The 24,417-nt window shown below is 63.8% G+C and carries 23 protein-coding genes; 15 read left to right on the top strand and 8 right to left on the bottom strand.

The features are described 5' to 3' along the window. The first annotated feature begins 46 nt into the window (after positions 1–46). From WS51_RS00115 to WS51_RS00095, 5 genes are all read left to right on the top strand, one after another. Positions 47–784 (top strand): OmpW/AlkL family protein, encoded by a 738-nt coding sequence (locus WS51_RS00115; RefSeq protein WP_059542329.1) that lies wholly within the window; start codon positions 47–49, stop codon positions 782–784. A 119-nt stretch (positions 785–903) separates the two neighbouring features. Continuing rightward, entirely contained in the window at positions 904–1,551 is a 648-nt protein-coding gene (locus tag WS51_RS00110) for a TetR/AcrR family transcriptional regulator (RefSeq protein ID WP_069228389.1), read from the top strand. 489 nt (positions 1,552–2,040) lie between these two features. Then, entirely contained in the window at positions 2,041–2,751 is a 711-nt protein-coding gene (locus tag WS51_RS00105; RefSeq protein WP_059447428.1) for a PadR family transcriptional regulator, read from the top strand. A 37-nt stretch (positions 2,752–2,788) separates the two neighbouring features. After that, complete coding sequence (locus tag WS51_RS00100) at positions 2,789–3,610, top strand: siderophore-interacting protein (protein ID WP_059507959.1); 822 nt, start codon at positions 2,789–2,791, stop codon at positions 3,608–3,610. Positions 3,611–3,729: 119 nt separating this feature from the next. Continuing rightward, positions 3,730–3,954, top strand: coding sequence for a hypothetical protein (locus WS51_RS00095; protein ID WP_059508133.1), 225 nt, complete (start codon positions 3,730–3,732; stop codon positions 3,952–3,954). Between the two features lie 37 nt (positions 3,955–3,991). Here the strand turns inward: WS51_RS00095 and WS51_RS00090 are convergent, their stop codons facing one another. Further along, positions 3,992–4,573: an undecaprenyl-diphosphatase gene (locus WS51_RS00090; protein WP_069228388.1), complete on the bottom strand. Its 582-nt coding sequence runs from the start codon at positions 4,571–4,573 to the stop codon at positions 3,992–3,994. 458 nt (positions 4,574–5,031) lie between these two features. Between WS51_RS00090 and WS51_RS00085 the strand changes: the two genes are divergently transcribed. The 4 genes from WS51_RS00085 to WS51_RS00070 all read left to right on the top strand — a co-directional run bounded on the left by WS51_RS00085 (position 5,032) and on the right by WS51_RS00070 (position 8,489). Further along, a complete protein-coding gene (locus tag WS51_RS00085; protein ID WP_006485181.1) occupies positions 5,032–5,772 on the top strand; it encodes an acetoacetate decarboxylase in 741 nt (246 codons plus the stop codon). 51 nt (positions 5,773–5,823) lie between these two features. Then, on the top strand, positions 5,824–6,609 hold the full coding sequence (locus WS51_RS00080) for a 3-hydroxybutyrate dehydrogenase (RefSeq protein WP_059794969.1): 786 nt from the start codon (positions 5,824–5,826) through the stop codon (positions 6,607–6,609). 137 nt (positions 6,610–6,746) lie between these two features. Further along, complete coding sequence (locus tag WS51_RS00075; RefSeq protein WP_059501262.1) at positions 6,747–7,964, top strand: patatin-like phospholipase family protein; 1,218 nt, start codon at positions 6,747–6,749, stop codon at positions 7,962–7,964. 60 nt (positions 7,965–8,024) lie between these two features. Beyond that, positions 8,025–8,489 carry a hypothetical protein gene (locus tag WS51_RS00070; RefSeq protein ID WP_059772555.1) on the top strand — a complete coding sequence of 155 codons (465 nt, stop codon included), beginning with the start codon at positions 8,025–8,027 and terminating at the stop codon, positions 8,487–8,489. A gap of 83 nt (positions 8,490–8,572) precedes the next feature. On the opposite strand, the gene WS51_RS00065 is transcribed toward WS51_RS00070, so the two are convergent. Then, complete coding sequence (locus WS51_RS00065) at positions 8,573–9,457, bottom strand: LysR family transcriptional regulator (RefSeq protein ID WP_059501265.1); 885 nt, start codon at positions 9,455–9,457, stop codon at positions 8,573–8,575. A gap of 118 nt (positions 9,458–9,575) precedes the next feature. Here WS51_RS00065 and argC point away from each other — a divergent pair, with 118 nt between their 5' ends. Beyond that, positions 9,576–10,523: an N-acetyl-gamma-glutamyl-phosphate reductase gene (gene argC / locus WS51_RS00060; RefSeq protein WP_059977507.1), complete on the top strand. Its 948-nt coding sequence runs from the start codon at positions 9,576–9,578 to the stop codon at positions 10,521–10,523. A gap of 157 nt (positions 10,524–10,680) precedes the next feature. Here argC and WS51_RS00055 read toward each other — a convergent pair whose 3' ends face one another. Beyond that, positions 10,681–11,604 (bottom strand): LysR substrate-binding domain-containing protein, encoded by a 924-nt coding sequence (locus tag WS51_RS00055; RefSeq protein ID WP_069228387.1) that lies wholly within the window; start codon positions 11,602–11,604, stop codon positions 10,681–10,683. Positions 11,605–11,721: 117 nt separating this feature from the next. Between WS51_RS00055 and WS51_RS00050 the strand changes: the two genes are divergently transcribed. Next, positions 11,722–12,807 carry a tartrate dehydrogenase gene (locus WS51_RS00050; protein ID WP_069228386.1) on the top strand — a complete coding sequence of 362 codons (1,086 nt, stop codon included), beginning with the start codon at positions 11,722–11,724 and terminating at the stop codon, positions 12,805–12,807. Between the two features lie 593 nt (positions 12,808–13,400). On the opposite strand, the gene WS51_RS00045 is transcribed toward WS51_RS00050, so the two are convergent. From WS51_RS00045 to WS51_RS00030, 4 genes are all read right to left on the bottom strand, one after another. Next, complete coding sequence (locus WS51_RS00045) at positions 13,401–13,880, bottom strand: nuclear transport factor 2 family protein (protein ID WP_059772561.1); 480 nt, start codon at positions 13,878–13,880, stop codon at positions 13,401–13,403. Positions 13,881–13,935: 55 nt separating this feature from the next. Next, positions 13,936–14,550, bottom strand: a complete 615-nt coding sequence (locus WS51_RS00040) for a TetR/AcrR family transcriptional regulator (RefSeq protein WP_059501273.1) — start codon at positions 14,548–14,550, stop codon at positions 13,936–13,938. A gap of 719 nt (positions 14,551–15,269) precedes the next feature. Next, complete coding sequence (gene tdh / locus WS51_RS00035; RefSeq protein WP_059501276.1) at positions 15,270–16,298, bottom strand: L-threonine 3-dehydrogenase; 1,029 nt, start codon at positions 16,296–16,298, stop codon at positions 15,270–15,272. Positions 16,299–16,312: 14 nt separating this feature from the next. Next, the gene (locus tag WS51_RS00030; protein WP_059794962.1) at positions 16,313–17,512 is read right to left on the bottom strand and encodes a glycine C-acetyltransferase; all 1,200 of its coding nucleotides are present in this window, start codon (positions 17,510–17,512) and stop codon (positions 16,313–16,315) included. Positions 17,513–17,673: 161 nt separating this feature from the next. Here WS51_RS00030 and WS51_RS00025 point away from each other — a divergent pair, with 161 nt between their 5' ends. The 3 genes from WS51_RS00025 (at position 17,674) to WS51_RS00015 (ending at position 19,909) form a co-directional block, all read left to right on the top strand. Next, positions 17,674–18,285 carry a helix-turn-helix domain-containing protein gene (locus WS51_RS00025; protein ID WP_059501280.1) on the top strand — a complete coding sequence of 204 codons (612 nt, stop codon included), beginning with the start codon at positions 17,674–17,676 and terminating at the stop codon, positions 18,283–18,285. A gap of 130 nt (positions 18,286–18,415) precedes the next feature. Continuing rightward, entirely contained in the window at positions 18,416–18,793 is a 378-nt protein-coding gene (locus WS51_RS00020) for a DUF2471 family protein (RefSeq protein WP_069228385.1), read from the top strand. 102 nt (positions 18,794–18,895) lie between these two features. Next, positions 18,896–19,909, top strand: coding sequence for a tyrosine-type recombinase/integrase (locus tag WS51_RS00015; RefSeq protein ID WP_059543506.1), 1,014 nt, complete (start codon positions 18,896–18,898; stop codon positions 19,907–19,909). 139 nt (positions 19,910–20,048) lie between these two features. Here WS51_RS00015 and WS51_RS00010 read toward each other — a convergent pair whose 3' ends face one another. Continuing rightward, a complete protein-coding gene (locus WS51_RS00010) occupies positions 20,049–21,230 on the bottom strand; it encodes a DNA-binding protein (RefSeq protein WP_069228384.1) in 1,182 nt (393 codons plus the stop codon). 1,822 nt (positions 21,231–23,052) lie between these two features. Here WS51_RS00010 and WS51_RS00005 point away from each other — a divergent pair. Beyond that, a complete protein-coding gene (locus WS51_RS00005; protein ID WP_069228383.1) occupies positions 23,053–24,417 on the top strand; it encodes a replication initiation protein in 1,365 nt (454 codons plus the stop codon).

Genomic DNA, 24,417 nt, shown 5'->3' with positions numbered 1-24,417 from the left:
CCGCATTCCAATAACAAAACCCTTCCATACAGACAGGATGAGACATATGACGTTCAGCAAAACAATCCGCTCGGTCGGCATGCTGGCTTGCATCTGCTCGGCATCGGCTATCGACAACGCAAATGCCCAAACGGCGGGAAGCATGACGATGTCGGTCGGATGGCTTCATGTCGCGCCTCAGGGCAATGCGACGCCGTTGACCGTGGAGAGCGTTGGTGGCGTCATGGTCAATCATCAACTGGCCGGCACCGGGGCGCATGCGACCTCGACCGATACGATGGGCATTACCACGGAGTACTACATCACCGACAACATCGGTGTCGCGATGCTGTTTGGACTGCCACTCAAAGTCGACCTGGTGGGCGACGGGACGCTCCATAAGTACGGCAACCTCGGTTCTACGAGGCCCATGCCGCCTGCCGTCGATCTTCGATATCACCTGTTTTCGGCGGAATCGAAATTCCGGCCATTCATCGGACTAGGCGTGAACTACACATGGTTCACCCAGGTCCGGGCGACCAACAGCCAGTTCATTACCGACAGCTACGGCCCCGGCGGATCGGCGCACGCAACGCTTAGCTCATCGTGGAATCCGGTATTCGAAATCGGTGCGAATTACAAGGTCGCGAAGCATTGGGGTGTCGGTGTCGCTCTGAACTACATCCCGGTCAAGACAAACCTGACGGTATACGGGCAGACCGCAACCGGAACGCCGATCGTTTCGAAATCCACGCTCCGACTCAATCCACTTAGCGTCTTCTTGAACGTCGCCTATACGTTCTAGCAGACATGAAAAGGGCCTGACGCATCGAATTCGGCGATGCGCGCAGCAGCACCACTTGCGCCATCGGCCGGCTCATTCACTGTATGTCGACGACCTGCCATTCCGACGGAAAATGCATCATGAAACACGGCCGCATCACACGCGAACAACGCAAATCCGACACACGTAGTCGCCTCATCGCGGCCAGCCGGACAGTATTCATCGAGAAAGGCATTGCCGCTGCGAGTCTCGACAATATCGCGCGGGCCGCTGGCTACACACGCGGCGCGTTCTACGCGAACTTCGTCAGCAAACGCGATCTGCTGATCGAATTGCTTCGCCACGATCACGACCGAATGCTCGCCGGACTTGAAGCTGTCGTTGCCGATGGCGCGCCCGAGGAATCGGCATCGCGTGTGCTCGCGTATTGTGCGAACTTACTGAGCAGTCGCGATTGCTTTCCGATATGGGTGGAGGCGTTGGTCCTATCCATCCGCGACGACGAGATTCGCGCGGTCCTTGATGCGCTATGGGTGGAGCTACTCGACGCCTTCGGCCGTTGCATGCGCCACGCACGCGAGTGCGTTGGCACAACGTTGCCCACGACAACGGATGCTACGTTGTTCGGCTTGCTGATCCTGTGTAGCGGCAGCCGGCTCGCGCATACGAATGATCGCAAGTCGGTAGGTGACGATATGACGGAAGTGCTGCTCAATACACTATCCACTCGCGTGTTTTCGTGCCGGGGAGGATGTGTCGATGTGCAAGCGCAGCGGACAAATTCGTAAAAGCGCGGGTCCGCGTTGACACGATTCGGTTGAGACACACCGCTGCGGATACCTCGCGGAAAGTGTCGCGCACCTGTTGCACATCGCGAGGACATTGCTCATCGATCGCGACATCCGCAGCCGCAATGCGCTGTGCAAACGCGAACACGTCGATGGTTTCGTCCATTCCGGTGTCACGGATCTCGACCGCAAGTTTCGCGAAGACGCTTGAACCGAGTCGGATATGCGTCGAACACAATCACGCACGACGCAGCCTCCCAAAACGGCGCTCCGGGACGCCCCTTCGCTGAGCCGCCGGAATGCAATGCGCAACCACGGGCGCCAACCGTCGATAGCCGCGGACGAAGAACGGAAAAATGACTCGTTTTTGCGAAGCCACAGCCGTCGTTCACCCACACCCACCATCATCCGGCCCTAAATAATCCTCCTTGACACCCTATCTTTCGATATATATCTTTAGATATGTTTTTCGACATATAGGACACGATCATGCGACACAACCCCTCCCGCGGCCATGCCCGATGCGACGGTCATGGTGCGCATGCCGGCCCTGACTGGTACGCCAGAGTGTGGCAAGCGATCGGCCGCCATCGGCGCGGCCACGATCCCTTCGGCGGCGGCCCGTTTGGTGGCCGTGGCGGACGCGGCGGCTTTGGCGACTTCGGCGACGATGGCATGCCGCGCGGCCGCCAGTTCAGCTCCGACGACCTCCAGTTGCTGCTGCTCGCGCTGGTCGCCGAGCAGCCGAGCCACGGTTACGAGCTGATCAAGGCGCTCGACACGCGTTCGAACGGTTTCTACAGCCCGAGCCCCGGCATGGTGTACCCGGCACTGACGTATCTCGAGGAAGTCGGCTTCGTTGCCTCGCAGGCGGAAGGCAACCGCAAGCGCTATGCGCTGACCGACGCCGGGCGCGCGCATCTCGATGCGCAGCGCGAGCGCGTCGATACGTTGTTCGCGCGCCTCACGCACCTCGCACGCAAGATGGAATTCATGCGTCGCGCATTCGCCGGCGAATCGGCGGGCGGCGAAGCACAGGACGAAACGCAGCCCGGCTGGTTGCCCGAGTTCGTCGAAGCCCGCCTTGCCCTGAAGCGGGCGCTGCTCCACAAGAGCGCCGCCGATGCCGACGAACAGCGGCGCATCGCGGCGATCATGCGCCGCGCGACGGCTGAAATCGAAGGCGGTACCGGCGCGTGATCCGCGCCGCCTCGCTCACCCCAAGGAGAACCGATCGATGCAGAACACCTCCGAACGCGCCGTCACCCGTGTGCGGCACACCCTCAAATTCCGCCTGCTGCAGGTCGTGCGCGTGCACGCGGTAACGCCGCACCTGCTGCGCGTCACGCTCGGCGGCCCCGACCTCGCGGATTTCGAATCGTCGTCGTTCGACGATCACGTGAAGGTATTCTTCCCGCCGCCCGGCGCCGAGCGTCCCGCGATGCCGACGCTCGGCGCGAATGGCCCCGAGTTTCCCGAAGGCCAGCCGAAGCCGGTCGCGCGCGATTTCACGCCGCGCCGCTTCGATCGCGCCGCCTGCGAACTTGATCTGGAATTCGTGCTGAACCATCCGGGCCCCGCGTCGCAGTGGGCGGCGCAGGCGCGCGTCGGTCAATGGCTCGGCATCGGCGGCCCGCGCGGTTCGTTCGTGGTCCCGATCGATTTCGACTGGCATTTGCTGATCGGCGACGATACGGCGCTGCCCGCGATCGCTCGGCGTCTCGAGCAATTGCCGGCCGGCGCGCGTGCGGCCGTCGTGCTGGAAGTCGCGGATCGCACCGCGCAAATCGCGTTCGACACGCGTGCCGACGTGCATGAAATCTGGCGCTTTCGCGCCGAAGCCGATGCGGCCGACGGCGACGTGCTGCTCGATGCGGTACGCGAATTGCCGCTGCCGTCCTCCGGCGACGGTTACGTGTGGGCGGCGGGCGAAGCGCAGTCGATGCGTGCGGTGCGGCAGCATCTCACCGCCGAACGCGGTGTCGACAAGTCGCGCATCCGCGCGGCGGCATACTGGAAGCGCGGCGCGACGGCCGTGCACGAAACGCTGGAAGACTGACGCGGACGGGCGCCCGCGCATCGGCGGGCTTGGCATCGGCGGGGCGGCTGGTATATATGTATGTCTGCGACGCCGCTGTCGGGCGACAGCCGCCGCAGCCTGCCCAGGAGCGCCCGGTCATGACAAAAGAAAACCACGCTTCGCCTTTCCTTCGCAACCTGAAGATCGCCGGCTATTGCGGCCTAGCGGCCGTCGTGCTGGCGCTGTTCGTTGCGATGTGCGCAATCCTGAAGGAAAGCGCACTAGAACGCGACGCCGCACGGCATCCGGGCGAGACGCCCGAATTGCACGAAGCGGGCGGCGGCCCGTCCGCTTCGGCTGAAGCGGCCAAGACGCCCGGTTGACGGCGTCCGGCCGCAATACTCCGCTTGGTATTCCCGCTCAGGGCGCGCGTTCGCGCCCCATCATCACCGCGTGCACCGCGTCGCCGATCCGTTCGAGCAGCTCGACCACGCGTTGCCCGTACAGGTGCGCGGCCAACGCGCCGGCGGTGCCGACCAGCACGCCGCCGGCCATGTCGAACGGCCAGTGCACGCCCGCATAGATGCGGCCCCAGGCAATCGCTGCCGCCATCGCGGCCATCACGAAGCCAGTCAGCCGCGTGCTGCCGGCGAGCATCATCCCGACCGCGAGACTCCACGCGAACGTCATGTGATCGCTCGGAAACGAGCTGTCCGGCGCATGCGGAATCAGTTGCGTGCCGACGCCGGCCATGAACGGCCGCGGCGAAAACCAGAAATGCCCGATCACCTGTGCGAGCGCCAGCGCCACGCACGTGCCGACGCCGGCCTCGATCGCCTGGCGGCGCGTCGGACGTTCGCCGAAGATCCAGGTCAGCAGCAGCATCGCGGGCAACGCATAGACGAGCCAGTCGGCGGCGAAGATGGCGGCGCGCGCCACGCCGGGGTGCGGCACGGCGCCGGCATTGACGGCGGAAAACAGGATGAGATTGAGGTTCTGCATGAATGCGGTTGCGTGGGGGCGTAACGTTTGGACCGGCGTGCCGGTCGGGTGGAACGATGCTAGTGCTCACTCGCTTAAGCAATGCTTAATGCGTCGGGGCCGGCCGGTAATCCGGTTCCGGTCCCGGGAGTCGCGCGCGAACGCACTTAGAGCCTGCACTGCAACACAAGTTCACACAATTGACACATTCCCGCGCGACCGTCTCCCGTAAAAGCTCACCGGTCATCCTGTAAAGGCTCACCTTTTTCACATCGCGGCGTCATCGACACGTGCGAGTATCGGGCCGCCGCGCTCGCTCGGCGCGGTCTGCACCGTTCGCCTCAATATTTGCGTTGCAAATAATTCGAAATCGGCAACAATTAATTCCAAATGCGGCATCGCACAACGGCAACGCACAGGCATAGGATTACGAGCTTACGAGCACTCATCCACGAAGCGATCAACAACAAGGAGTCCGCATGAAACCCAGCGATGTCCGATCGAAAGCGTTTGCGATGCCGTTGACCAGCCCTGCCTTTCCGATGGGCCCGTACCGTTTCGTCGATCGTGAGTTTCTGATCATCACGTATCGAACCGATCCGGACCGTCTGCGTGAAATCGTCCCCGAGCCGCTGCAGGTCACCGAGCCGCTCGTCCATTACGAATTCATCCGCATGGCCGATTCGACCGGCTTCGGCGACTACACGGAAAGCGGCCAGGTGATCCCGGTCGAGTACAACGGCCAGGCCGGCGGCTACACGCTCGCGATGTATCTCGACGATCACCCGCCGATCGCCGGCGGCCGCGAGCTGTGGGGTTTCCCGAAGAAGCTCGCGTCGCCCACGCTGCACGTGAACACCGATCACATCCTGGGCACGCTCGACTACGGCAAGGTGCGCGTCGCGACGGGCACGATGGGCTACAAGCACAAGGAACTCGACATCGACGAGCAGACCAAGCGCCTCGCCGGCCCGAACTTCCTGCTGAAGATCATCCCGCACGTCGACGGCACCGCACGCGTGTGCGAACTGGTGCGCTACTACATGCAGGACATCAAGATGAAGGGTGCGTGGACGGGCCCCGCGTCGCTCGAACTGGCACCGCACGCGCTCGCGCCGGTGGCCGACCTGCCGGTGCTCGAGATCGTCGAAGCGCGCCACCTCGTCGCGGATTTGACACTCGGCCTCGGCGAAGTCGTCTACGATTACCTGGCTCAGTAACACGTCCGCAGCCCTATCTCCCTGTCAATCCTTTCACTACGGGAATTCGAAATGAGCAACCTGAATGGCAAGACCGCAGTCGTCACGGGCGCCGCGAGCGGCATCGGCAAGGAAATCGCACTGGAACTCGCGAAGGCGGGTGCCGCCGTCGCGATCGCCGACCTGAACCAGGACGGCGCAAACGCGGTTGCCGACGAGATCAACAAGGCAGGCGGCAAGGCGATCGGCGTCGCGATGGACGTGACCAGCGAGGAAGCGGTCAACAGCGGTATCGACAAGGTGGCCGAAACGTTCGGCTCGGTCGACATCCTCGTATCGAACGCGGGCATCCAGATCGTCAATCCGATCGAGAACTATTCGTTCTCCGACTGGAAGAAGATGCAGGCGATCCACGTCGACGGCGCGTTCCTGACGACCAAGGCCGCGCTCAAGCACATGTACAAGGACGATCGCGGCGGCGTCGTGATCTACATGGGTTCGGTGCACTCGCACGAAGCGTCGCCGCTGAAGTCGGCGTACGTGACGGCCAAGCACGGGCTGCTCGGCCTCGCGCGCGTGCTGGCGAAGGAAGGCGCGAAGCACAACGTGCGCTCGCACGTCGTGTGTCCGGGCTTCGTGCGCACGCCGCTGGTCGACAAGCAGATTCCGGAGCAGGCGAAGGAGCTCGGGATCAGTGAAGACGAAGTGGTGAAGAAGGTGATGCTCGGCAACACGGTCGATGGCGTGTTCACGACGGTGCAGGACGTCGCGCAGACGGTGCTGTTCCTGTCGGCGTTCCCGAGCGCCGCGCTCACGGGCCAGTCGTTCATCGTCAGCCACGGCTGGTTCATGCAGTAACGGTCACGTCCTCGCCTTCCTCACGGGAGGCGATTTTTTCGCACCACGTCCATTCTCACGACTCACGACGGCGTGCCATTCCCCGACGGCACGCCATCGGTCTCCGCCAACCATGGCGGGATTTCTCGGAGCAACTGATGAAACCGCACGCGCGTACAGAAAAGCAGGCCGTCGATGCGGCGGACCTGCATCACGAAGCCGGCGCACCGGCCGCTGCGCGGACGCTGCCGTACGAAACGATCGCGCTCGTCCTGCAGGGCGGCGGCGCGCTCGGCGCGTATCAGGCCGGCGTGTTCGAAGGGCTGCACGAAGCGGGCATTCCGCTCGACTGGATCGCCGGCATCTCGATCGGCGCGCTCAACACCGCGCTGATCGCCGGCAACGCGCCCGAGCATCGCGTCGAGCGGCTGCGCGAATTCTGGGAAACGATCTGCCAGCCGGCGTTCTTTCCCGCGATTCCGGCCGCGTTCGAGTTCGCGCTGTTCAACAGCATCGACCAGATCCGCACGTTCTTCACCGCGTCGCAGGCCGCGAGCGCGATGATGCAGGGCCAGCAGGGATTCTTCGTGCCGCGCTTCCCGCCGCCGCTGCCGGGCGTGTCCGATCATCCGGAAAAGATCAGCTGGTACGACACGTCGCAGCTGCGCGCGACGCTGCTCAGGCTGTGCGATTTCGACCGGATCAACTCGGGCGAAACGCGCGTGTCGGTCGGCGCGGTCAACGTCGGCACCGGCAACTTCGTGTACTTCGACAACTCGCGCATTCGGCTCGCGCCCGAGCACTTCATGGCGTCCGGCGCGCTGCCGCCCGCGTTCCCGCCAGTCGAGATCGACGGCGAGTATTACTGGGACGGCGGCGTCGTGTCGAACACGCCGCTGATGGAAGTGCTGCGCGCAAGGCCGCGTCGCGACACGCTGGCGTTCCAGGTCGACCTGTGGAGCGCGCGCGGGCCGCTGCCGCGCACGATGGCGGACGTCGCGGAACGCACGAAGGACGTGCAGTATTCGAGCCGCACGCGTTTCGTCACCGACACGCTGCAGCGCGAACAGCGCTACCGCAACGTGCTGCGCCACGTGCTCGAGCAGGTGCCGGAAGAGCAGCGCAAGAACGACCCGTGGTGCGTCGAGGCCGAAGCGATGTCGAGCGGGAAGAAGTACAACATCCAGCACCTGATCTATCAGCAGAAGGCATACGAGCACCATTACAAGGACTATCAGTTCGGTCTGTCGACGATGCGCGACCATTGGAGCGCGGGGCTCGACGACATCCGCAAGACGCTCGCGGTCAAGGACGGCCTCGCGCTGCCCACCAACGACGCGGGCTTCGTCACGCACGACATTCACCGCCGCCGGTGATGCCGCGCGCAACGGACCGGCGCGTCGCCTGCGCCGGTCCGTCCTTTTTTCAGATTCAACATGCCGATTTTCATTGCGCTATTCGCGCTCGTCGCCCTTGGATGGGGCGCGGTTCACCTGTTTCACGTCATTGCCGCGCAGTTCGGCCAACCGGTCGCGATTGCGGCCGCCGTGCTCGCCGCCGCAATCCTGATCGCGCTCATTGCATGGTGGATCAAACGCCGTCGCGACATCGCGCCGAACACGAAGGAACAAGGCTGGACCCACATCGTGCATCGCGCGTGGGGCGAGGTGCGCGTGTCCGCGACGCAGGGGCTGCTCTGGCTGTCGCACGACGGCGCGGACGGCCGCTATACGTTGTCGCAGCTCGACGGCTGCGAAGCCGCGCCGATCGGCGGCCGCTGGCATCTGGTCGTGCGTGTGCGCGACGCCATACACGGCGAATGGAAGCTGCCGATGATGGACAAGCGCGATGCGCAGCGCTGGGCGCGTGTGCTGATGCTCGCAAAGGACCACCGGCTGTAATGGCCTTCACCCGCACACCGGTGCCGGCACGATCGCGCGCAATGCGTGTCGCCCCGGCGAACCGGAATGTCATCCTCTGCGTTCTAGCGCGCGCCAAGCGCCCATAACGCATCGAGCACGTGCTGCGTCGACCGCTCGATCGGGCCGGCCCGATGGGCGATCCCCAGTTCGCGCCACAATGCCGGACGCAGCGGCCGCATCTCGATGCGTGCGTCGGGCAACGGGGCACCGGCCTCGTGCGGCAGCAGCGTCGCGCCGTAGCCCGCCGCGACCAGACTCTTGATCGCATCGTTGTAATTGAGCTCGATGCGCGGCTCGGGGCGGTGGCCGCCGAGCGCGAACCATTCCGTCGTGAGCCGCGACAGGCGGGTGGTCGCATCGTTGAGAATCAGCGGACGCGCGGCCAGATAGGCCGGCGTCACACGTGCCGGAAGCCGCCAGTCCGCGGGCAGAAAAGCCAGCACCGGATCGCGCCGCCACGCGCGGATCGACAGTCCTGCGACCGCCGGCTGCGGCAGCGCCACCAGGCCGACGTCGAGCGAGCCCTGCGCAATGCGCGCCAGCGTGTCCTGCGACGTGAGCACCGCGATCTGGACATCGATGTCCGGATGCTGCTCGCGCAAGCGCGCCACCGCCTGCGGCAACAGATGAGCGATCGCCCCGGTCGACGCCCCGAGCCGCACCCGCCCGGTCAGCCCCTGCACTTGTCGCTCCACGTCGTCGAGGGTCGACTCGACCTCGGCCAGCAGACGGCGCGCCCGTTCCACCAGCACGGCACCGATGGTCGACGGCTGCACGTTGCCGCGCGTGCGCGACAGCAACGGCGCACCGATGCGACTTTCGAGTTCGGCGACATGAAGGCTGACGGTTGGCGGCGCGAGATGAAGCAATTGCGCAGCGCCCACGAAGGATCCCTGGTCGGCGATCGCGACCAGCGTACGCAGTCGATCCAGACTGATCTCGCGCATCCCCACCTCTCGTTCAGGAATTCTGAATCTCGCCATCAGGAAATTCAACTTTTCCTATTCTAGGCGTTCGATGGACGATACGGCTTTCCCGACGTCCGAAACGAGGAACGCGACCATCATGAGCCTCTCCACTGTCTACATCGACGGCGACCAAGGTACGACCGGACTGCAGATCCACGAACGCCTGCGGGATCGCACGGACCTGCGGGTCGTCACGCTGCCGGATGCCGAGCGCAAGAACCCGGCGCGCCGCGCCGAAGCGATCAACGCTGCCGATATCGCGATTCTGTGTCTGCCCGACGCCGCCGCACGCGAAGCGGTCGGCTTCATCCGCAATCCGGCGGTACGCGTGATCGACGCGAGCTCGGCCCATCGCACCGATCCGGAATGGGTCTACGGTTTTCCGGAGATGATCGATGGACATGCGGGGACGATCGCGCACGCCAGACGCGTCACCAATCCGGGCTGCTATCCGACGGGTGCGATCGGCCTGCTTCGGCCGCTGCAACAAGCCGGCCTGCTGCCGCGCGACTACCCGGTGAGCATCCATGCCGTGTCCGGCTATTCGGGCGGCGGGCGAGCCGCCGTCGACGAATTCGAATCGAACGGGGCTGCACGCACGAAACCGCTTCAGGTCTACGGACTCGCGCTCGCGCACAAGCACGTCGCGGAAATCCAGCTGCACGCCGGGCTCGCACACCGTCCGCTGTTCGTGCCGGCTTATGCCGCGTACCGGCAGGGCATCGTGCTCACCGTGCCGATCGAGCTGCGTCTTCTCCGTGCCGGCGTGACCGGTGAGTTGCTGCATGCATGTCTCGCGCACCATTACGCCGGCGCCCGCCACGTCGACGTCATGCCGCTCGCGGATACGCGCACGATCACGCACCTCGATCCGCAAGCGCTGAACGGTACGAACGACCTGCGGCTCGGCGTGTTCGTGAATGCGGATCATGGTCAGGTGCTGTTGTCCGCCGTGTTCGACAATCTCGGCAAAGGGGCATCCGGCGCGGCGGTGCAGAATCTCGACCTGATGCTCGGTGCAACGAGCATCGCGACAGCAGCGTAGGCCGGCAGCGTGCGTCATCATCGGCCGGCGCGGCGCATCGCGGCCGCCCGTGCCTGCCGGACGCGCACGGCTCACGGCGCCGTTGCGAGCCATCACGGACATCACGTCCGCCAGCGCTGCTCGCATGGCCCCCGTAAAAGCTCACCTTTGGCCGAATTCAGCCCGCGTCGTTACCGGCCGCGGCATTCAATCCGGCGAGCGCCTCCGCGAGAAAATCGACGCACACGCGCACTTTCGCCGAAGCCGCGACGCGTTCCGGATACACCGCCCAGATATTCGCCGGCTGAATCGCGTCCGGCAGCACGCGACGCAGCGCGCCGCGTTCGATCAGCGGCCCCACTTCCCAGATGGAGCGCAGCACGATCCCGCGCCCGGCCAGCGCCCATTGCACGGCCACCTCGCCGTGGTTGGTCGACAGTGCGCCGCCAACCTTGACCGTGGCGGTTTCGCCGCGCAGGTTCAGCCGCCAGACGCCGAACGGATGATCACGCTCCTTGATTGCGAGACAGTCGTGCGATGCGAGATCCGCGAGCGTGCGCGGCGTACCGCGCCGGGCGAGATAGTCCGGCGACGCGCACAGCACGCGATAGTTCGCGGCAAGGCGGCGTGCGATCAGGTGATCGGCAATCTCGTCGCCGATGCGCACGTCGAGATCGTAGCCTTCGCCCGCGACGTCGACGAGCCGGTCGAACAGATCGAGCCGCACGTTGAGCTGCGGGTAGCGCGCGGAGAAATCAAGCAACGCCGGCGCAACGACATGACGGCCGAAGCCGAAGCTGGTCGAGATGCGCAGCGTGCCGCGCGGCACCGTGCGCGTGGTCGACACGTCCTCGACGAGATGGTCGACGTCGTCGAGAATCTTCTCGGCACGCGCGAACACGCGCTCGCCGGCCTCCGTGACCGTCACGCGGCGCGTCGAGCGATGCAGCAGCCGCGTGCCGAGCTGCGCCTCGAGCAGCGCGATGCGCTTGCTCACATAGGCCGGCGACACCGCGAGCTGTTCGGCGGCCATGCTGAAGCTCGTCAACCGGACGACCAGGCTGAAGACGCGCAGGTCGTCGAGATTCGGCGATTTATTCACGATTCGTGGAAAGTCGATTAACGTTTCGCACGATTTTAATCTGAATGGAAATAAATAAAATGGCGACGTGTTCCGCTGCGCACGCTGCCGGCGGCCCGACCAGCCAAGGAGACTTGCATGAGCGACAAGACGTACAAGATTGCCGTCATCCCCGGTGACGGCATCGGACGTGAAGTGATGCCCGAAGGCCTGCGCGCGCTCGACGCGGTGACGGCGCGCTTCGGCATCCGTTTCCAGTTCGAGCAGATCGACTGGGCAAGCTGCGACTACTACGCCCGGCACGGCAAGATGATGCCGGACGACTGGAAGGCCCGGCTCTCGGGCATGGACGCGATCCTGTTCGGTGCGGTCGGCTGGCCCGCGACGGTGCCCGATCACATTTCGTTGTGGGGTTCGCTGCTGAAATTCCGCCGCGAATTCGACCAGTACATCAATCTGCGGCCCGCGCGCCTGTTCGACGGCGTGCCGTCGCCGCTCGCCGGCCGCAAGGCGGGCGACATCGACTTCATGATCGTGCGCGAGAACACCGAAGGCGAATATTCGTCGGTCGGCGGCACGATGTTCGAAGGCACCGAGCGTGAAGTGGTGATGCAGCAGTCGATCTTCACGCGTCACGGCACGGAGCGCGTGCTGAAGTTCGCGTTCGAGCTCGCGCAGCGCCGCGCGAAGCGCCTGACTGTCGCGACGAAGAGCAACGGCATCGCGATCAGCATGCCGTGGTGGGACGCGCGCGCGGCCGAGATGGGCGAGCGCTATCCCGAAATCGCCGTCGACAAGCAGCACATCGACATCCTGTGCGCGCGCTTCGTGCTGCAGCCGGACCGCTTCGACGTCGTCGTCGCGTCGAACCTGTTCGGCGACATCCTCTCCGATCTCGGGCCGGCCTGCACGGGCACGATCGGCATCGCGCCGTCGGCGAACCTGAACCCCGATCGCAAGTTTCCGTCGCTGTTCGAACCGGTGCACGGCTCCGCGCCGGACATCACGGGCCAGTACATCGCGAACCCGATCGCGATGATCTGGTCGGCGGCAATGATGCTCGACTTCCTCGGCAACGGCGCGGGTCGCGAACGCGAAGCGCACGATGCGATCGTCGCGGCGATCGAGGACGTGCTGCGCACCGGGCCGCGCACGCGCGATCTCGGCGGTCAGGCGGGGACGCAGGAAGTGGGTGAGGCGATCGCGTCGCGGATCGCCGGCTGATAGAACGATCCGACGGGGCGCGGAGCGAAGCGGTCGATCGGCGTCGTGCTCAAGGTGGCGCGGCGCGATTGAGTGTGGCTAGACCTTCGCCGATTACGGCGCGCACGCGTGCAGGCGTGCGCGTCGATGTCGATGTCGATGTCGATGTCGATGTCGGGCGGTGAGCGGTGAACAATGCGATTGGGCAGCGCGCACTGTTGCGTGTCGACCCATTCTCCGTGATCTGAATCACATCGAAGTCGAGCGGTGAGCTGCATCGCACATCGCTACACACCGATTGATTCTCACCACCGTGCATGGATGCAGCACGCGCGGCGTCGATGTCGCATTCGATCCGCATGCGAGCAATGAAAGCGCGTGCACGCCCATGCGTGCGGCGCTTGGGTCGGTGCAACCCGCGCCGTTTCCATCGTTTCCTGCGACGATTGATCGGTGAGATGCAGCGCGTGAAACATCACACCGTCCGGCACGAAATGTGTCCTCTCCCGAAAACACTCACCTTAACGCGCGACTCCCGTATTTCCTCACCATTGAGCACGGGCGTCGCGCTCGATACACGATCGGGCGCGTCCACGCGCCGTCATCGCGATGCGTCACAGGCCGAGATCGGACAGGCCGGGATGATCGTCCGGACGGCGACCGAGCGGCCAATGGTACAGGCGGTCCGCTTCGCGAATCGGCAGGTCGTTGATGCTCGCGTGGCGATATGCCATCAAGCCGTTCTCGTCGAACTCCCAGTTTTCGTTTCCGTATGAGCGGAACCAGTTGCCTGCGTCGTCATGCCATTCGTATGCGAATCGCACCGCGATGCGATTGCCGCCGAACGCCCACAGCTCCTTGATCAGCCGGTAGTCGAGCTCGCGCGTCCATTTCCGCTGCAGCAATCCGACGATCTCGTCGCGACCCGTCACGAACTCCGCGCGATTGCGCCAGCGGCTCTGCGGAGTATAGGCAAGCGAGACGCGCTGCGGGTCGCGAGTGTTCCACGCGTCCTCCGCGGCACGCACTTTCTGGCGCGCCGTGTCGAGCGTGAAGGGCGGGACGGGCGGACGAACTTCCGGGGAAGCGGACATGGGATGCTCCTGTTCAAGGTTGGGGCCGCGCACGAACGCAGCCGTTTGGGATGCGTTACTTCGACGCGCGAGACACCATATCCAGCACGAGTTCGGCGGTTGCACGCGCATCGCGCGCCGCAGTCGCATCGCCGCTGACGAGCGCGACGCCGATCGCGCCGTCGATCAGCACCAGCCATTGGCGCGCGACCCGGGCCAGCCGGCGACGCTCGATGCCGGCATCGTCGGCATACGCATCGCACCGCTCGCGTACGAACGCAAGCAGGCGCGCCTTGTGCATGCGCGCGACGACGCGTACCGGATCGTCGGCATCGGCAATCTCGCCCGACGCGTTCAGGAACGCGCAGCCGTGAAATTCCGGTTGCAAGAACCAGTCGCGCAGCACGTCGAACATGCCGAGCAAGTGGGCACGTGGCGACTTGCCGCGCGCCAGCGTGGCGTCGACGAACCAGCGCATCCAGCGCTCGTCGCGACGCTCGAGGGCGGCGACGACCAGCGCCTCCTTCGATTCGAAATGCGAATAAAAGCTCTTTCGTGCGGCGCCCGCTCGCTTCACGATCGCATCGACACCCGTCGCGTGGATACCGCCCGAGTAGATCAGCGCTTCGGCCGCGTCGAGAAGCCGGTCCCGAACGGCCGGTTCGCCGGAAAAATCATCATGTGCGTTCATGGGTTTACGGTAGAACGATCGTTCTCCATCGTCAACACACACGTGAAAAGGCCATGTCGGCGGAAGGGCCGAATGCTGCATGGTTCCGATCGCGAGCAGCGCATTTCAGGCTGCGCTGCGATGCGCGCTGGTGAAGCTGGCGGTGTTCGCGGTCGCGAAGCGGGACGGCTAACCGGTGAGCGAATCAAATGGCGGGCAGCGCACCGATCGATGCAGTCGGGCAGGCTGACGGGTGAGTTCGATCGTTGTTGATTGGCTCACGGATCGATGAGGTGCCGTGCCAGCGTTGTGTGACGACGTGCTGTCGTACGAAGGCACGGCCAGGGCGAGCGCAAGCGCGCGATGCCAGGGTCTGGCTGCTCAGGCCGCGACGAATGAACCGGAGGGGCAGGAAGAAAGACACGTGCCGAGCGACGCTAAAGTGCGGACGCGAGAGCGATACTGGCCGGTGACGCGTATGAGCATTTGCCGATCACCGATGCATGCTGCGGAACCGGAGCGCGATCGTCGTCATGTCGTCAAGGAGCCGCGACGTGCCGTCGTTGAATTTCTCGATTGCGCGCCACACGAAAGCACGATCGAGCCATCATTCGGCGCGCGAACACAGCTCCCGAATAATCTCACCTCACGCGTTCGTCGAAGCCGTCGTGCGTCGTCGAACGCTCATGCCGACACGAGCGGAGCAGTCGGCAAACGCGCCGACCGCCCGCCCTCCGCACTCAAACCGTCCAGTCGAGGATCACCTTGCCGCTTTCGCCGGACAGCATCGCAGCAAAGCCTTTTTCGTAATCGTCGGCCGCAAAACGATGCGTGATGATCGGCGACAGATCGAGGCCGCTTTGCAGCATCGCGACCATCTTGTACCAGGTCTCGAACATCTCGCGACCGTAGATGCCCTTGATCTCGAGTCCCTTGAAGATCACCTGATTCCAGTCGATTGCCGTCTGCGCGGGCGGAATGCCGAGCAGCGCGACCTTGCCGCCGTGATTCATCGCCTCGAGCATGCTGGTGAACGCGCTCGGCACGCCCGACATCTCAAGGCCGACGTCGAAGCCTTCCGTCATGTGCAGGTCGGCCATCACGTCGCGCAACGACTCGCGTGCGACGTTGACCGCGCGCGTCGCGCCCATCTTGCGCGCGAGTTCGAGCCGGTAATCGTTGATGTCGGTGATCACGACGTTGCGCGCGCCGACGTGCTTCGCGATCGCGACGGCCATGATGCCGATCGGGCCCGCGCCGGTGATCAGCACGTCCTCGCCGACGAGATTGAACGACAGCGCCGTGTGCGTCGCATTGCCGAACGGATCGAAGATCGACGCGAGATCGTCGGAGATCTCGGGCGGAATCTTGAACGCGTTGAAAGCGGGAATCGCCAGGTACTCGGCGAACGCGCCCTCGCGATTCACGCCGACGCCGATCGTGTTGCGGCACAAATGCCGGCGGCCGGCGCGACAGTTGCGACAGAAGCCGCACGTGATGTGGCCTTCGCCGGACACGCGATCGCCGATCGCGAAGCCGCGCACTTCCTGCCCCATCTCGACGATCTCGCCGACGTATTCGTGGCCGACGTGCATCGGTACGGGAATCGTCTTCTGCGCCCAGTCGTCCCACTTCCAGATATGGATGTCGGTGCCGCAGATCGCCGTGCGGCGAATCTTGATCAGCACGTCGTTGTGTCCGACTTCGGGGCGCTTCACGCGCGTGAGCGTGAGGCCGGGGCCGCGCTCGAGCTTTGCCAGTGCTTTCATGTTCGCAGCCTCCGTCAGATGATGCCGAGCGACTTGCCGACGCGCACGAACGCAGCGACCGTCTGATCGATCTGTTCGGGCGTATGCGCGGCGCTCATCTGTGTGCGGATGCGTGCGCGACCGCGCGGCACGACCGGGAACGAGAAGCCGATCACGTAGACACCTTCTTCGAGCAACTTGTCCGCCATGTTGGTTGCAAGCTGGGCGTCTCCGAGCATCACCGGGATGATCGGATGCGCGCCCGGCACGAGCGTGAAACCCGCGGCAGTCATCTGCTCGCGGAAACGCGCGCCGTTCTCGCGCACGCGTTCGCGCAGCTTCGCGCCTTCGTCGCTGCCGAGCAGTTCCAGCACCTTCAGCGACGCCGCCGCAATGCTCGGCGTCAGCGTGTTCGAGAACAGGTACGGGCGCGAACGCTGGCGCAACAGTTCGACGATCTCGCGGCGAGCCGCGACATAGCCGCCCGATGCACCGCCCAGCGCCTTGCCGAGCGTGCCGGTGATGATATCGACGCGGCCGTCGACGCCACAGTGCTCGGGCGTACCGCGGCCATGCGCGCCGATGAAGCCGACCGCGTGCGAATCGTCGACCATCACGAGCGCGCCGTAACGATCGGCGAGGTCACAGATGCCTTTCAGGTCGGCGATGATGCCGTCCATCGAAAACACGCCGTCGGTCGCGATCAGCTTGTGGCGCGCGCCCGCTGCGTCGGCTTCCTTCAGCTTCGCCTCGAGATCGGACAGATCGTTGTTCTTGTAGCGGAAACGCTTCGCCTTGCAAAGGCGGATGCCGTCGATGATGCTCGCGTGGTTCAGCTCGTCGCTGATCACCGCGTCGTTCTCGTCGAGCAGCGTCTCGAACAGGCCGCCATTCGCATCGAAGCAGCTCGAATAGAGGATGCTGTCTTCCGTGCCGAGAAACGACGCCAGCGCACTTTCGAGCTGCTTGTGCACGGTTTGCGTACCGCAGATGAAGCGCACCGACGCCATGCCGAAGCCGTCCTGGTCGAGGCCGGCCTGCGCCGCGGCGATCAGGCGCGGGTCGTTCGCCAGGCCGAGATAGTTGTTCGCGCAGAAATTGAGCACGCCGGCACCGCTGGCCAGCCGCACGGCCGCCGCCTGGGGACTCGCGATCTCGCGCTCGGTCTTGTAAAAACCGTCCGCGCGGATCTGGTCGAGCGTCCCGCGCACCTGGGCGAGAAAGGCATCACGCATCGCAAAGCTCCTGACAGGAATTCGCAATCCGCCGCGCGCCGCTCGTGGCGGCAGCCCAACGGCCTGCTACTGTTATAGTCGGTCGTTCGGTTGACCGCATTTATCCGATATTCCGAACTCAAATTCGAAATACCGAACAACTCTAAGCGAACGGAAATCAAATGGCAAGTTCCTCCGCGTCGCGGCGCACGCCTGCCGGCGCCGCACCGCAGCAGCCGGGCGTGACCCCGCCGCGCGTCGGCGAGCAAATCCAGCGCCTGCGCAACGAACGCAGGCTGACCCTCGACGACCTGTCGCGCGCAGCCGGCGTATCGAAGTCGATGCTCTCCGAGATCGAACGCGACAAGGCCAATCCGACGATCGCGGTCGCATGGCGGCTCACGAATGCGCTCGGCATCACACTCGACGAGCTGTTCTCGCAACCGAAAGCGCCGGAGGCGATCCGCGTGGACGGCCCGCACGACATCCCGACGCTCGCCGGCCACGAGGGCCGCTATCAGTTGCGCGTCTGGGGCCCGATCGAGCTGGCCGGCAAGTTCGAGTGGTACGAGCTGACGCTGCCGGGCGGTGGCGCGCTCGTGTCGAACGCGCACGAACCCGGCACGCGCGAACACCTCACCGTGCTGCAGGGCGCGATGGAAATCGAAGCCGCAGCGGCCAGCCGGCGCCTGAAGGCGGGCGATACCGCACGCTACCCGGCCGACACGCCGCACGCGATCCGCAACCCCGGCAAGGCCGAAGCGCGCGCATTACTGATCGTGATTCATCGCTGACGATGCGGCTAGCTGGCCGAAAGGCCAGTTGCGGAAAATACTGTATGTTTGTACAGTATACGGACATTCCGCCATGCATTGGCCGGGGTCGGGGCACCGAGGCGCCCGCTCCGGTCGACAGGAGCCTGCGATGATAGAAGAACAAGACTTGGCCGCGCTCAGCTTCAAGGCTGCCGCGCACGACCTGGAACTGATTGTCCGCCATATAGCCGGGCGCTACATCCAACAGCGCGTCCCGCTGTCGTGGCGCCTGCTGCACGCCATCGAAGCCGAAGCGCTCGCCGATCTCGGCTTTGCCAGCCGGCACGAAGCCGGCATGCGCCAGCTGTTCGAACGACCGTCGGACATGACCTTTCCCGAAACGGATGAACCCATCGACTTCGGACAATCGAACGCGCTGCCCGCTGTCTTCTCGTTCGCGGTCCTTGCGTATGAAGCCGCGGCCAAATCGCAGGAAGCGCCTTCACGCGAGCGCATTCATCGTCCGTCCAAGGCATGGGGCGACTGACGACAGGCCCCGGCCGATCGACACGGCGGCCGGCTCCCGCATCCTGCTGCCCGCGACGTTGCGAATAGGGCTACCATATACGCAACTAACGGAATAAATCACATGTCCCTTCCAACATCCTCCGACACGCCCATACGCCCGGAAGAAAAGGATCTGTTCGACCGCGGCGCGTCCGACTGGATCGTCTCGCCCGAAACCGCGTTCGACGCCTGGCTTGCCATGCAGGACTACCGCCGTTCGTCGGCCGACGTCTATCGCGCACAATGGGGCGCCTTCCTCACATGGTTGCGCGCACATCAGAAAAACCTCGCGACGGTCGATACCGCTACGATCGCGAATTTCGTCGGCGAGCTTCCCATCCGGAAGACCCAGCGATTGCGCTATCTCCGGCTGATCGAACGCGTTCTCGACCACATCCGGCGGACCGAGCTCGCATCCACCAACCCGGCGCGCTTCATTGCTCAGGATGGCGAAGCGAACTGGCGTCAGGCACGTGACAATGAACCGACCGGTTTCCTGACACCGGCGGAACGCGCGAAGTTGTTGGCCTACCTGTTTTCGCCGATTGGCGTATCCGGCTCCGCATACTGGAAGGAGCGGCGCGACCGCGCGCTCGTCGCCGCATTTCTCGGTGCCGGCGTGAAGACCGGCGAAGCACGCGTGCTCACGATTAGTTGCATCAATACGAGCGGAACGTCGCTGCAGATCCCGTCGACGCATCCCGATTTCGCGCGCGAAACCCATCTGGCCTCGTTCGCGATCGCGTTGCTCGAAGCATGGCTCGTCGAGCGCAAGCGCCAGGAGATTCCGGGCGAGCTCGTGTTCCCTGCATCGCATGCCGGGCGGCCGATGCACAAGGCGACGATGCTGCGCGCGATCGATGCGATCGTCGAATCCGCAGGCCTCACGTCGTCACGCACCGCGCGCGCGAGCCCGCAAACGCTGCGCAACACTTACGCAGCCGAACTGTTCGAGCATGACGTGCCGCCCGAGCGGGTCGGTAAATGGCTCGGCTTCATGCGGCCGATCTCGTCGAACCGCCTTCACCGCGCATGGAAAAACTGGCGCGATGATCTCGCCAATGGTGACGCGTCCGAGCAGGACGAAACTCACTGATGCCGAACCGGCTGCTCACGCGACATGATCCGTGAGCAGCCTTGCGTGGCGGCGCCTCACCGTTTCACAGCTCCCGAAAAACCTCACCTCACGCATCCCGGATCTCCTCACCTGTGAGATCTCTGTGCCGAGCGACACGTCAATCGCGCGCAAAGCGCGCGACCGCTTCGAATCGGGAAGGCCAAGGCCCTGAAGCATGTTCGCATTCGGGGCACGACACTTCGAAGCCGTCGTCGCCATGCGACAACTCCGGTTCGCCGTCGCAATGCGGGCACTGGGTCGGCACCGGAGTCTCATGGTCCAGTGACGTCCCGATCACGGAAAACGCCTCTGCATCGAGCTGGCCTGCATCGGCCAAGCGCCGAATCAGCGCCGAAATCTCCGGATTCATCCCGCGGCTGGCACGCAGCGTATTCACCTCGCGTGTGGCACGGTCCAGTTCGTCGCTTTGGGTGCGGAGTTGTTCCTCGAGTCGGTCCGCCCGGGCCTTGGCCGAACTCAGCTGTTGGAGAAAATCGAATTCCTTGCGCTGCACGTCGCGCAGACCGCTCTGGTAGGTCGACGCCATGCTGCGTAGCGAGTCCAGCTCGACCAGCATCGGTTTCACGCGGCGTTCGGCTTCGGCTACCGCATCCTTGATCTGCTGCGCATAGTGTTCGGTGCGCTGCTGCAATTCGGCTTGGAGCGTGTCGATGCGGTCGCGCAGCGTCGCGTTCTGCGTCTGCTCGGTGTCGACTCGGCCAGCCATGGCGGCCAATTCCTTTTCAAGCCGCGCGATAGTGGTGAGCAGCGTCGCCTCGTTCGCCGAACCGTGCGTCGATTGCGACGCGAGCTGCACCTCGAGTTCGGTCACACGCGCCTGCAGTTGCTCGTTTCGCGTTTCACTGCGCGTCAGTGCACTCTCGAGGGTTTCCTGGCGAACCATGGCGTCGCGCAGCCGCTGTTCCACATCGGCCAGGCCCGCGCGAACCTGTTCGCGATCGATATCGAGGCTTTCCCTGGCCGCTTTCAACGCCTCTTCGTAGAGTGCGCCGAGCAACGCACCTGCCTTTTCCTCGACCGCTTTCGGGATCGCCGCACCATCGAGCCGAATTTTCGAGGCGGAACGGATGCGTTCCCAGAAATGGTCGATGTCCTTCGGGATGTCGCTGGCACTACCGGTCTGGGTCAGGTCGCGAACGTTCGCAGCCGACGGTCGGATACCGAGATCGAAAAACAACCGTTTGCACGCATGCAGCGACAACTCCTGGCGTCGCGCGCCGCTCGCGCGGAGCGATTCCAGTTCTTGTCGAATGACTTCACGCATTTCATCCAGCGTCATGGCAGGACTCACAGACATTGACATGTTGCAATCATAACGAAATACGTATTTTTTGATACTTAATCTCGGGAAGCGTGGCGAATTTACGTCGGTCTGTGCAGAAAGCTGGCCTGGGAGTCAATCCTGCTGAGCCAGTCCTTCAATTCCGTGAAACAAAGCGAAGAAAGCACCGCAAGTCTTTGTCTCGAAAGCGATTTCGAGCGAGCCCCGAAAAAGTGCACTTGTTTCACACGCGGAGCGTCATCGTAGCCATTTGGTGTTCAGGGTTCGGCTTCTCTGTGGAAAACTCGAAGGCCGAGGTCTTGAGAGTATTAGAAGTAAACACCCTTGAACCCTTAGTTAAAAACGTTAACGCCACGGCTCAGCCTTATGTAGCAAGGCTTTCGAGCCGACAAGGTGAAGTTTTACGGGAACCAAGGTGACCTTCTGCGGGAGCTGAAGTGATGGGGTTCGGGGGCCTGCGTGAGCCAATGCGGGAAAGATCGTGAGCGGATTCGGGATCACAGTGAAACACGAGATTCCTCAAAGGTGAGATTTTTCGGGGCCGCACAGCCATGGAACCCATGCTGTGTCTGCTCTCACAGTTTTCTGCCTGTGCAGACATAGGTGAGAATTTGCGGGACCTTCTTCGTGCCCCCATTCTGCCCATCTTTTGGGCAGTTTTCGACAAAGGTGAGGTTTCACGGGACTCCACAGGGATTTGCTGTGAGGATTTCCGGGAAACGGCCCTCGTTTTGCACAGCAAAAGTGCGCTGTGGTGCCGGTGGAGGCCGAAAGGTGAGGCTTTTCGGGAGCGAAATCCGGGTTTTCCTGCCCGGATCCCGATAAGGTGAGCTTTTTCGGGGCATCGATCACAGGTCGTCGGTCGCCTTCAAGGTGAGGTTTTTCAGGAGAGGTATTTGCTGAAAAATTCGTCACAGGTGAGACTTTCCGGGATCCGAAGCGTGGGGAATTGGCCGAAAGGCCCACCGGGACTGGCGGAAATCCGATTTTCGCTGTGCCAGTTTTTGGCACAGGTGAGAATTTTCGGGAGTCGGCGTCCGGCTGCCGCCTACACTGGAATGCCGTAAAGGTGAGGCTTTTCGGGGGACGATCGCCCGGCACAGCCGCACACAGGACGCGCATAAGTATCGGATGCCATTGACATTTTTGATACCGCGGCGGTTACGGTGAGAGTTTTCGGGAGCAGCTTTCGCGTCCGTTCGAACGCCGCTTTTATCATTAAGGTGAGGTTTTTCGGGAGGCGCTGGCTGCGGGTCCCGCGTGTGTCGGGGGTGTATCGGTATCCAGGTCACAGAATGTCGAGCCGATAAGGTGAGGATTTTCGGGACCCGCTGGTTTCTGTGCACTGTACAATGCGCGCCCGGGCATGTGGAACGGTATCGAGCGCCGCCACGAATCCGCGCTTCGATGCCGGTTTTCGGTACCGGATGCCGCCGCGACCGCCTCGTCGGCCGCGCCTGTACATGCATACAGGGCGTTACGGGTCCCCGCCGAGCGATGCCACGACAGCCAGTGGCACCCCTGTGATGAAGACCGGAGCGTGCAGTCGTAAAATTACGACAAATGGAAAGGTGAGCCGATACGGGAGCACGTTACGCACGTATCGGGCACAGGTGAAAATCTGTGAAGCCGCGCATCCCGCGACACGTCTGGACGAGTCCGAAAGGCTTTAAATCCGGACCGGTGAAGGTTTTCGGGAGAAGGTTGGGGTGAGTGCCATTTTGCATGCGCCCTTCACCGGCTATGGTGAGCATGTCGTTCTGGACGCACATCACCACAGGCGCTATCCTTCCGTGAAACTTCTCCTCCGACCTGACGCATGGCCACGAAGCGCGCCAAGAAAACCGATGTGGATGTGGTGAGTGCCAGTTCAGCCGAATTGCGAAAGGCCGTCGAGGCGATCGCAATTCAGCCGAAGAGCGGCAAGATCACGCTCCTCACCCGCAAGCTGTTCAACGTCCTGCTCGCCGTCGCGCAGCAGGCCGACGACTCGGGCGATACCTATCGCGCGCTGTTGTCGGACATCGTTGCCAACTCCGCCTTCGATTCGAACGACACCGCTCTGGTGAAGGAACACCTGCGCCGCATGGTGTCGGTCCAGGTCGAATGGAGCACGGGGACGTCGAGCCAGAAGCCGGGCCGCAAATGGGGGATCTCGACGCTGATCGCCGATGCCGAAATTCTCGAGGATCCGGCCACCCGCCGCGTGTGGGTCGAATTTTCATTTGCACCGAAGATCAAGAAGAAGCTGCTCGACCCGGTCCAGTACGCGCGTCTGAGCCTGCAGTTCCAGAGCCAGCTGCGCAGCAGCGCTGGCCTTGCGCTCTACGAAATCTGCGTGCGCTATCTGACCAACCCGAGCCATCTGACGATGCGCGAGCCGTGGGAATGGTGGCGGCCGATCCTGTCGGGCACGCCCGATACGGAGGCCGGCGACGAGGCGAAGCGCGAGTACAAGTATTTCAAGCGCGACTACCTGCGTCCGGCAATCGCCGAGGTCAATGCGGTCACGAACATCTTCGTCGAGCTGATCGAGCATCGCGAAGGGCGGCGGGTCGCGGAGATCCAGTTCCGCGTGACCGAGCGCAAGCAGCCGATGCTCGCGCTCGACGAGCATCCGAACGTGTTCGACAGCACGCTGGTCGACCGGATGGTGAAGCTCGGGATTCCGCTCAAGGAAGCGCAGACGCTCTACGCGGACAGCGAGGAAAACCGGATTCGCGCCGCACTGCAGATGACCGAGCAGCGGATGCGCAGCACGACGCTGCCGCCGGTGCGCAGTGCGCCCGCGTTGTTCAAGGACGCGCTCAAGAAGGGTTATGCGCCGCCGGTCGAGCCCGTCGACGCGCTGCCTTCCGACACGCCCGCCACGAAGGCCGTAGCGGCGCAGCCCGACGACCTGAAGGCGCGTCTGTTGAGCGAATTCGCTGCGTTCCGCCGCAAGGAAGCGAAGGTGCTGTACGAGGAGCAGGGCGACGCGGAGCGCGAAGTGGCGCGCGAGTCGTTCGAGTCGGAGGTGTTGCCGACGATGGGCTCGCACCTGCGCGATGACTGGCGCAAGCGCGGTCTCGATTCCAAGCTGGCCGAGACGGCGTTTTTCGACTGGCTTGCCCAGAAGACCTGGGGCGAGCCGACCGACGGCGACCTGCTGTCGTTCACCCTGAATCAGTCACGGGCCGCCTGA

The organism is Burkholderia territorii, assembly GCF_001718335.1.
Taxonomy (GTDB): domain Bacteria; phylum Pseudomonadota; class Gammaproteobacteria; order Burkholderiales; family Burkholderiaceae; genus Burkholderia; species Burkholderia territorii.
The sequence above is the reverse complement of the archived record's forward strand: the minus strand, read 5'-3'. Positions and strand labels throughout refer to the sequence as shown.

What these genes read in the sequence shown, in the direction of transcription:
- WS51_RS00115 (WP_059542329.1), top strand. Translation starts at nt 47, where the DNA reads ATGACGTTCAGCAAAACAATCCGCTCGGTCGGCATGCTGGCTTGCATC.
- WS51_RS00110 (WP_069228389.1), top strand. Translation starts at nt 904, where the DNA reads ATGAAACACGGCCGCATCACACGCGAACAACGCAAATCCGACACACGT.
- WS51_RS00105 (WP_059447428.1), top strand. Translation starts at nt 2,041, where the DNA reads ATGCGACACAACCCCTCCCGCGGCCATGCCCGATGCGACGGTCATGGT.
- WS51_RS00100 (WP_059507959.1), top strand. Translation starts at nt 2,789, where the DNA reads ATGCAGAACACCTCCGAACGCGCCGTCACCCGTGTGCGGCACACCCTC.
- WS51_RS00095 (WP_059508133.1), top strand. Translation starts at nt 3,730, where the DNA reads ATGACAAAAGAAAACCACGCTTCGCCTTTCCTTCGCAACCTGAAGATC.
- WS51_RS00090 (WP_069228388.1), bottom strand. Translation starts at nt 4,573, where the DNA reads ATGCAGAACCTCAATCTCATCCTGTTTTCCGCCGTCAATGCCGGCGCC.
- WS51_RS00085 (WP_006485181.1), top strand. Translation starts at nt 5,032, where the DNA reads ATGAAACCCAGCGATGTCCGATCGAAAGCGTTTGCGATGCCGTTGACC.
- WS51_RS00080 (WP_059794969.1), top strand. Translation starts at nt 5,824, where the DNA reads ATGAGCAACCTGAATGGCAAGACCGCAGTCGTCACGGGCGCCGCGAGC.
- WS51_RS00075 (WP_059501262.1), top strand. Translation starts at nt 6,747, where the DNA reads ATGAAACCGCACGCGCGTACAGAAAAGCAGGCCGTCGATGCGGCGGAC.
- WS51_RS00070 (WP_059772555.1), top strand. Translation starts at nt 8,025, where the DNA reads ATGCCGATTTTCATTGCGCTATTCGCGCTCGTCGCCCTTGGATGGGGC.
- WS51_RS00065 (WP_059501265.1), bottom strand. Translation starts at nt 9,457, where the DNA reads ATGCGCGAGATCAGTCTGGATCGACTGCGTACGCTGGTCGCGATCGCC.
- argC (WP_059977507.1), top strand. Translation starts at nt 9,576, where the DNA reads ATGAGCCTCTCCACTGTCTACATCGACGGCGACCAAGGTACGACCGGA.
- WS51_RS00050 (WP_069228386.1), top strand. Translation starts at nt 11,722, where the DNA reads ATGAGCGACAAGACGTACAAGATTGCCGTCATCCCCGGTGACGGCATC.
- WS51_RS00045 (WP_059772561.1), bottom strand. Translation starts at nt 13,880, where the DNA reads ATGTCCGCTTCCCCGGAAGTTCGTCCGCCCGTCCCGCCCTTCACGCTC.
- WS51_RS00040 (WP_059501273.1), bottom strand. Translation starts at nt 14,550, where the DNA reads ATGAACGCACATGATGATTTTTCCGGCGAACCGGCCGTTCGGGACCGG.
- tdh (WP_059501276.1), bottom strand. Translation starts at nt 16,298, where the DNA reads ATGAAAGCACTGGCAAAGCTCGAGCGCGGCCCCGGCCTCACGCTCACG.
- WS51_RS00030 (WP_059794962.1), bottom strand. Translation starts at nt 17,512, where the DNA reads ATGCGTGATGCCTTTCTCGCCCAGGTGCGCGGGACGCTCGACCAGATC.
- WS51_RS00025 (WP_059501280.1), top strand. Translation starts at nt 17,674, where the DNA reads ATGGCAAGTTCCTCCGCGTCGCGGCGCACGCCTGCCGGCGCCGCACCG.
- WS51_RS00020 (WP_069228385.1), top strand. Translation starts at nt 18,416, where the DNA reads ATGATAGAAGAACAAGACTTGGCCGCGCTCAGCTTCAAGGCTGCCGCG.
- WS51_RS00015 (WP_059543506.1), top strand. Translation starts at nt 18,896, where the DNA reads ATGTCCCTTCCAACATCCTCCGACACGCCCATACGCCCGGAAGAAAAG.
- WS51_RS00010 (WP_069228384.1), bottom strand. Translation starts at nt 21,230, where the DNA reads ATGACGCTGGATGAAATGCGTGAAGTCATTCGACAAGAACTGGAATCG.
- WS51_RS00005 (WP_069228383.1), top strand. Translation starts at nt 23,053, where the DNA reads ATGGCCACGAAGCGCGCCAAGAAAACCGATGTGGATGTGGTGAGTGCC.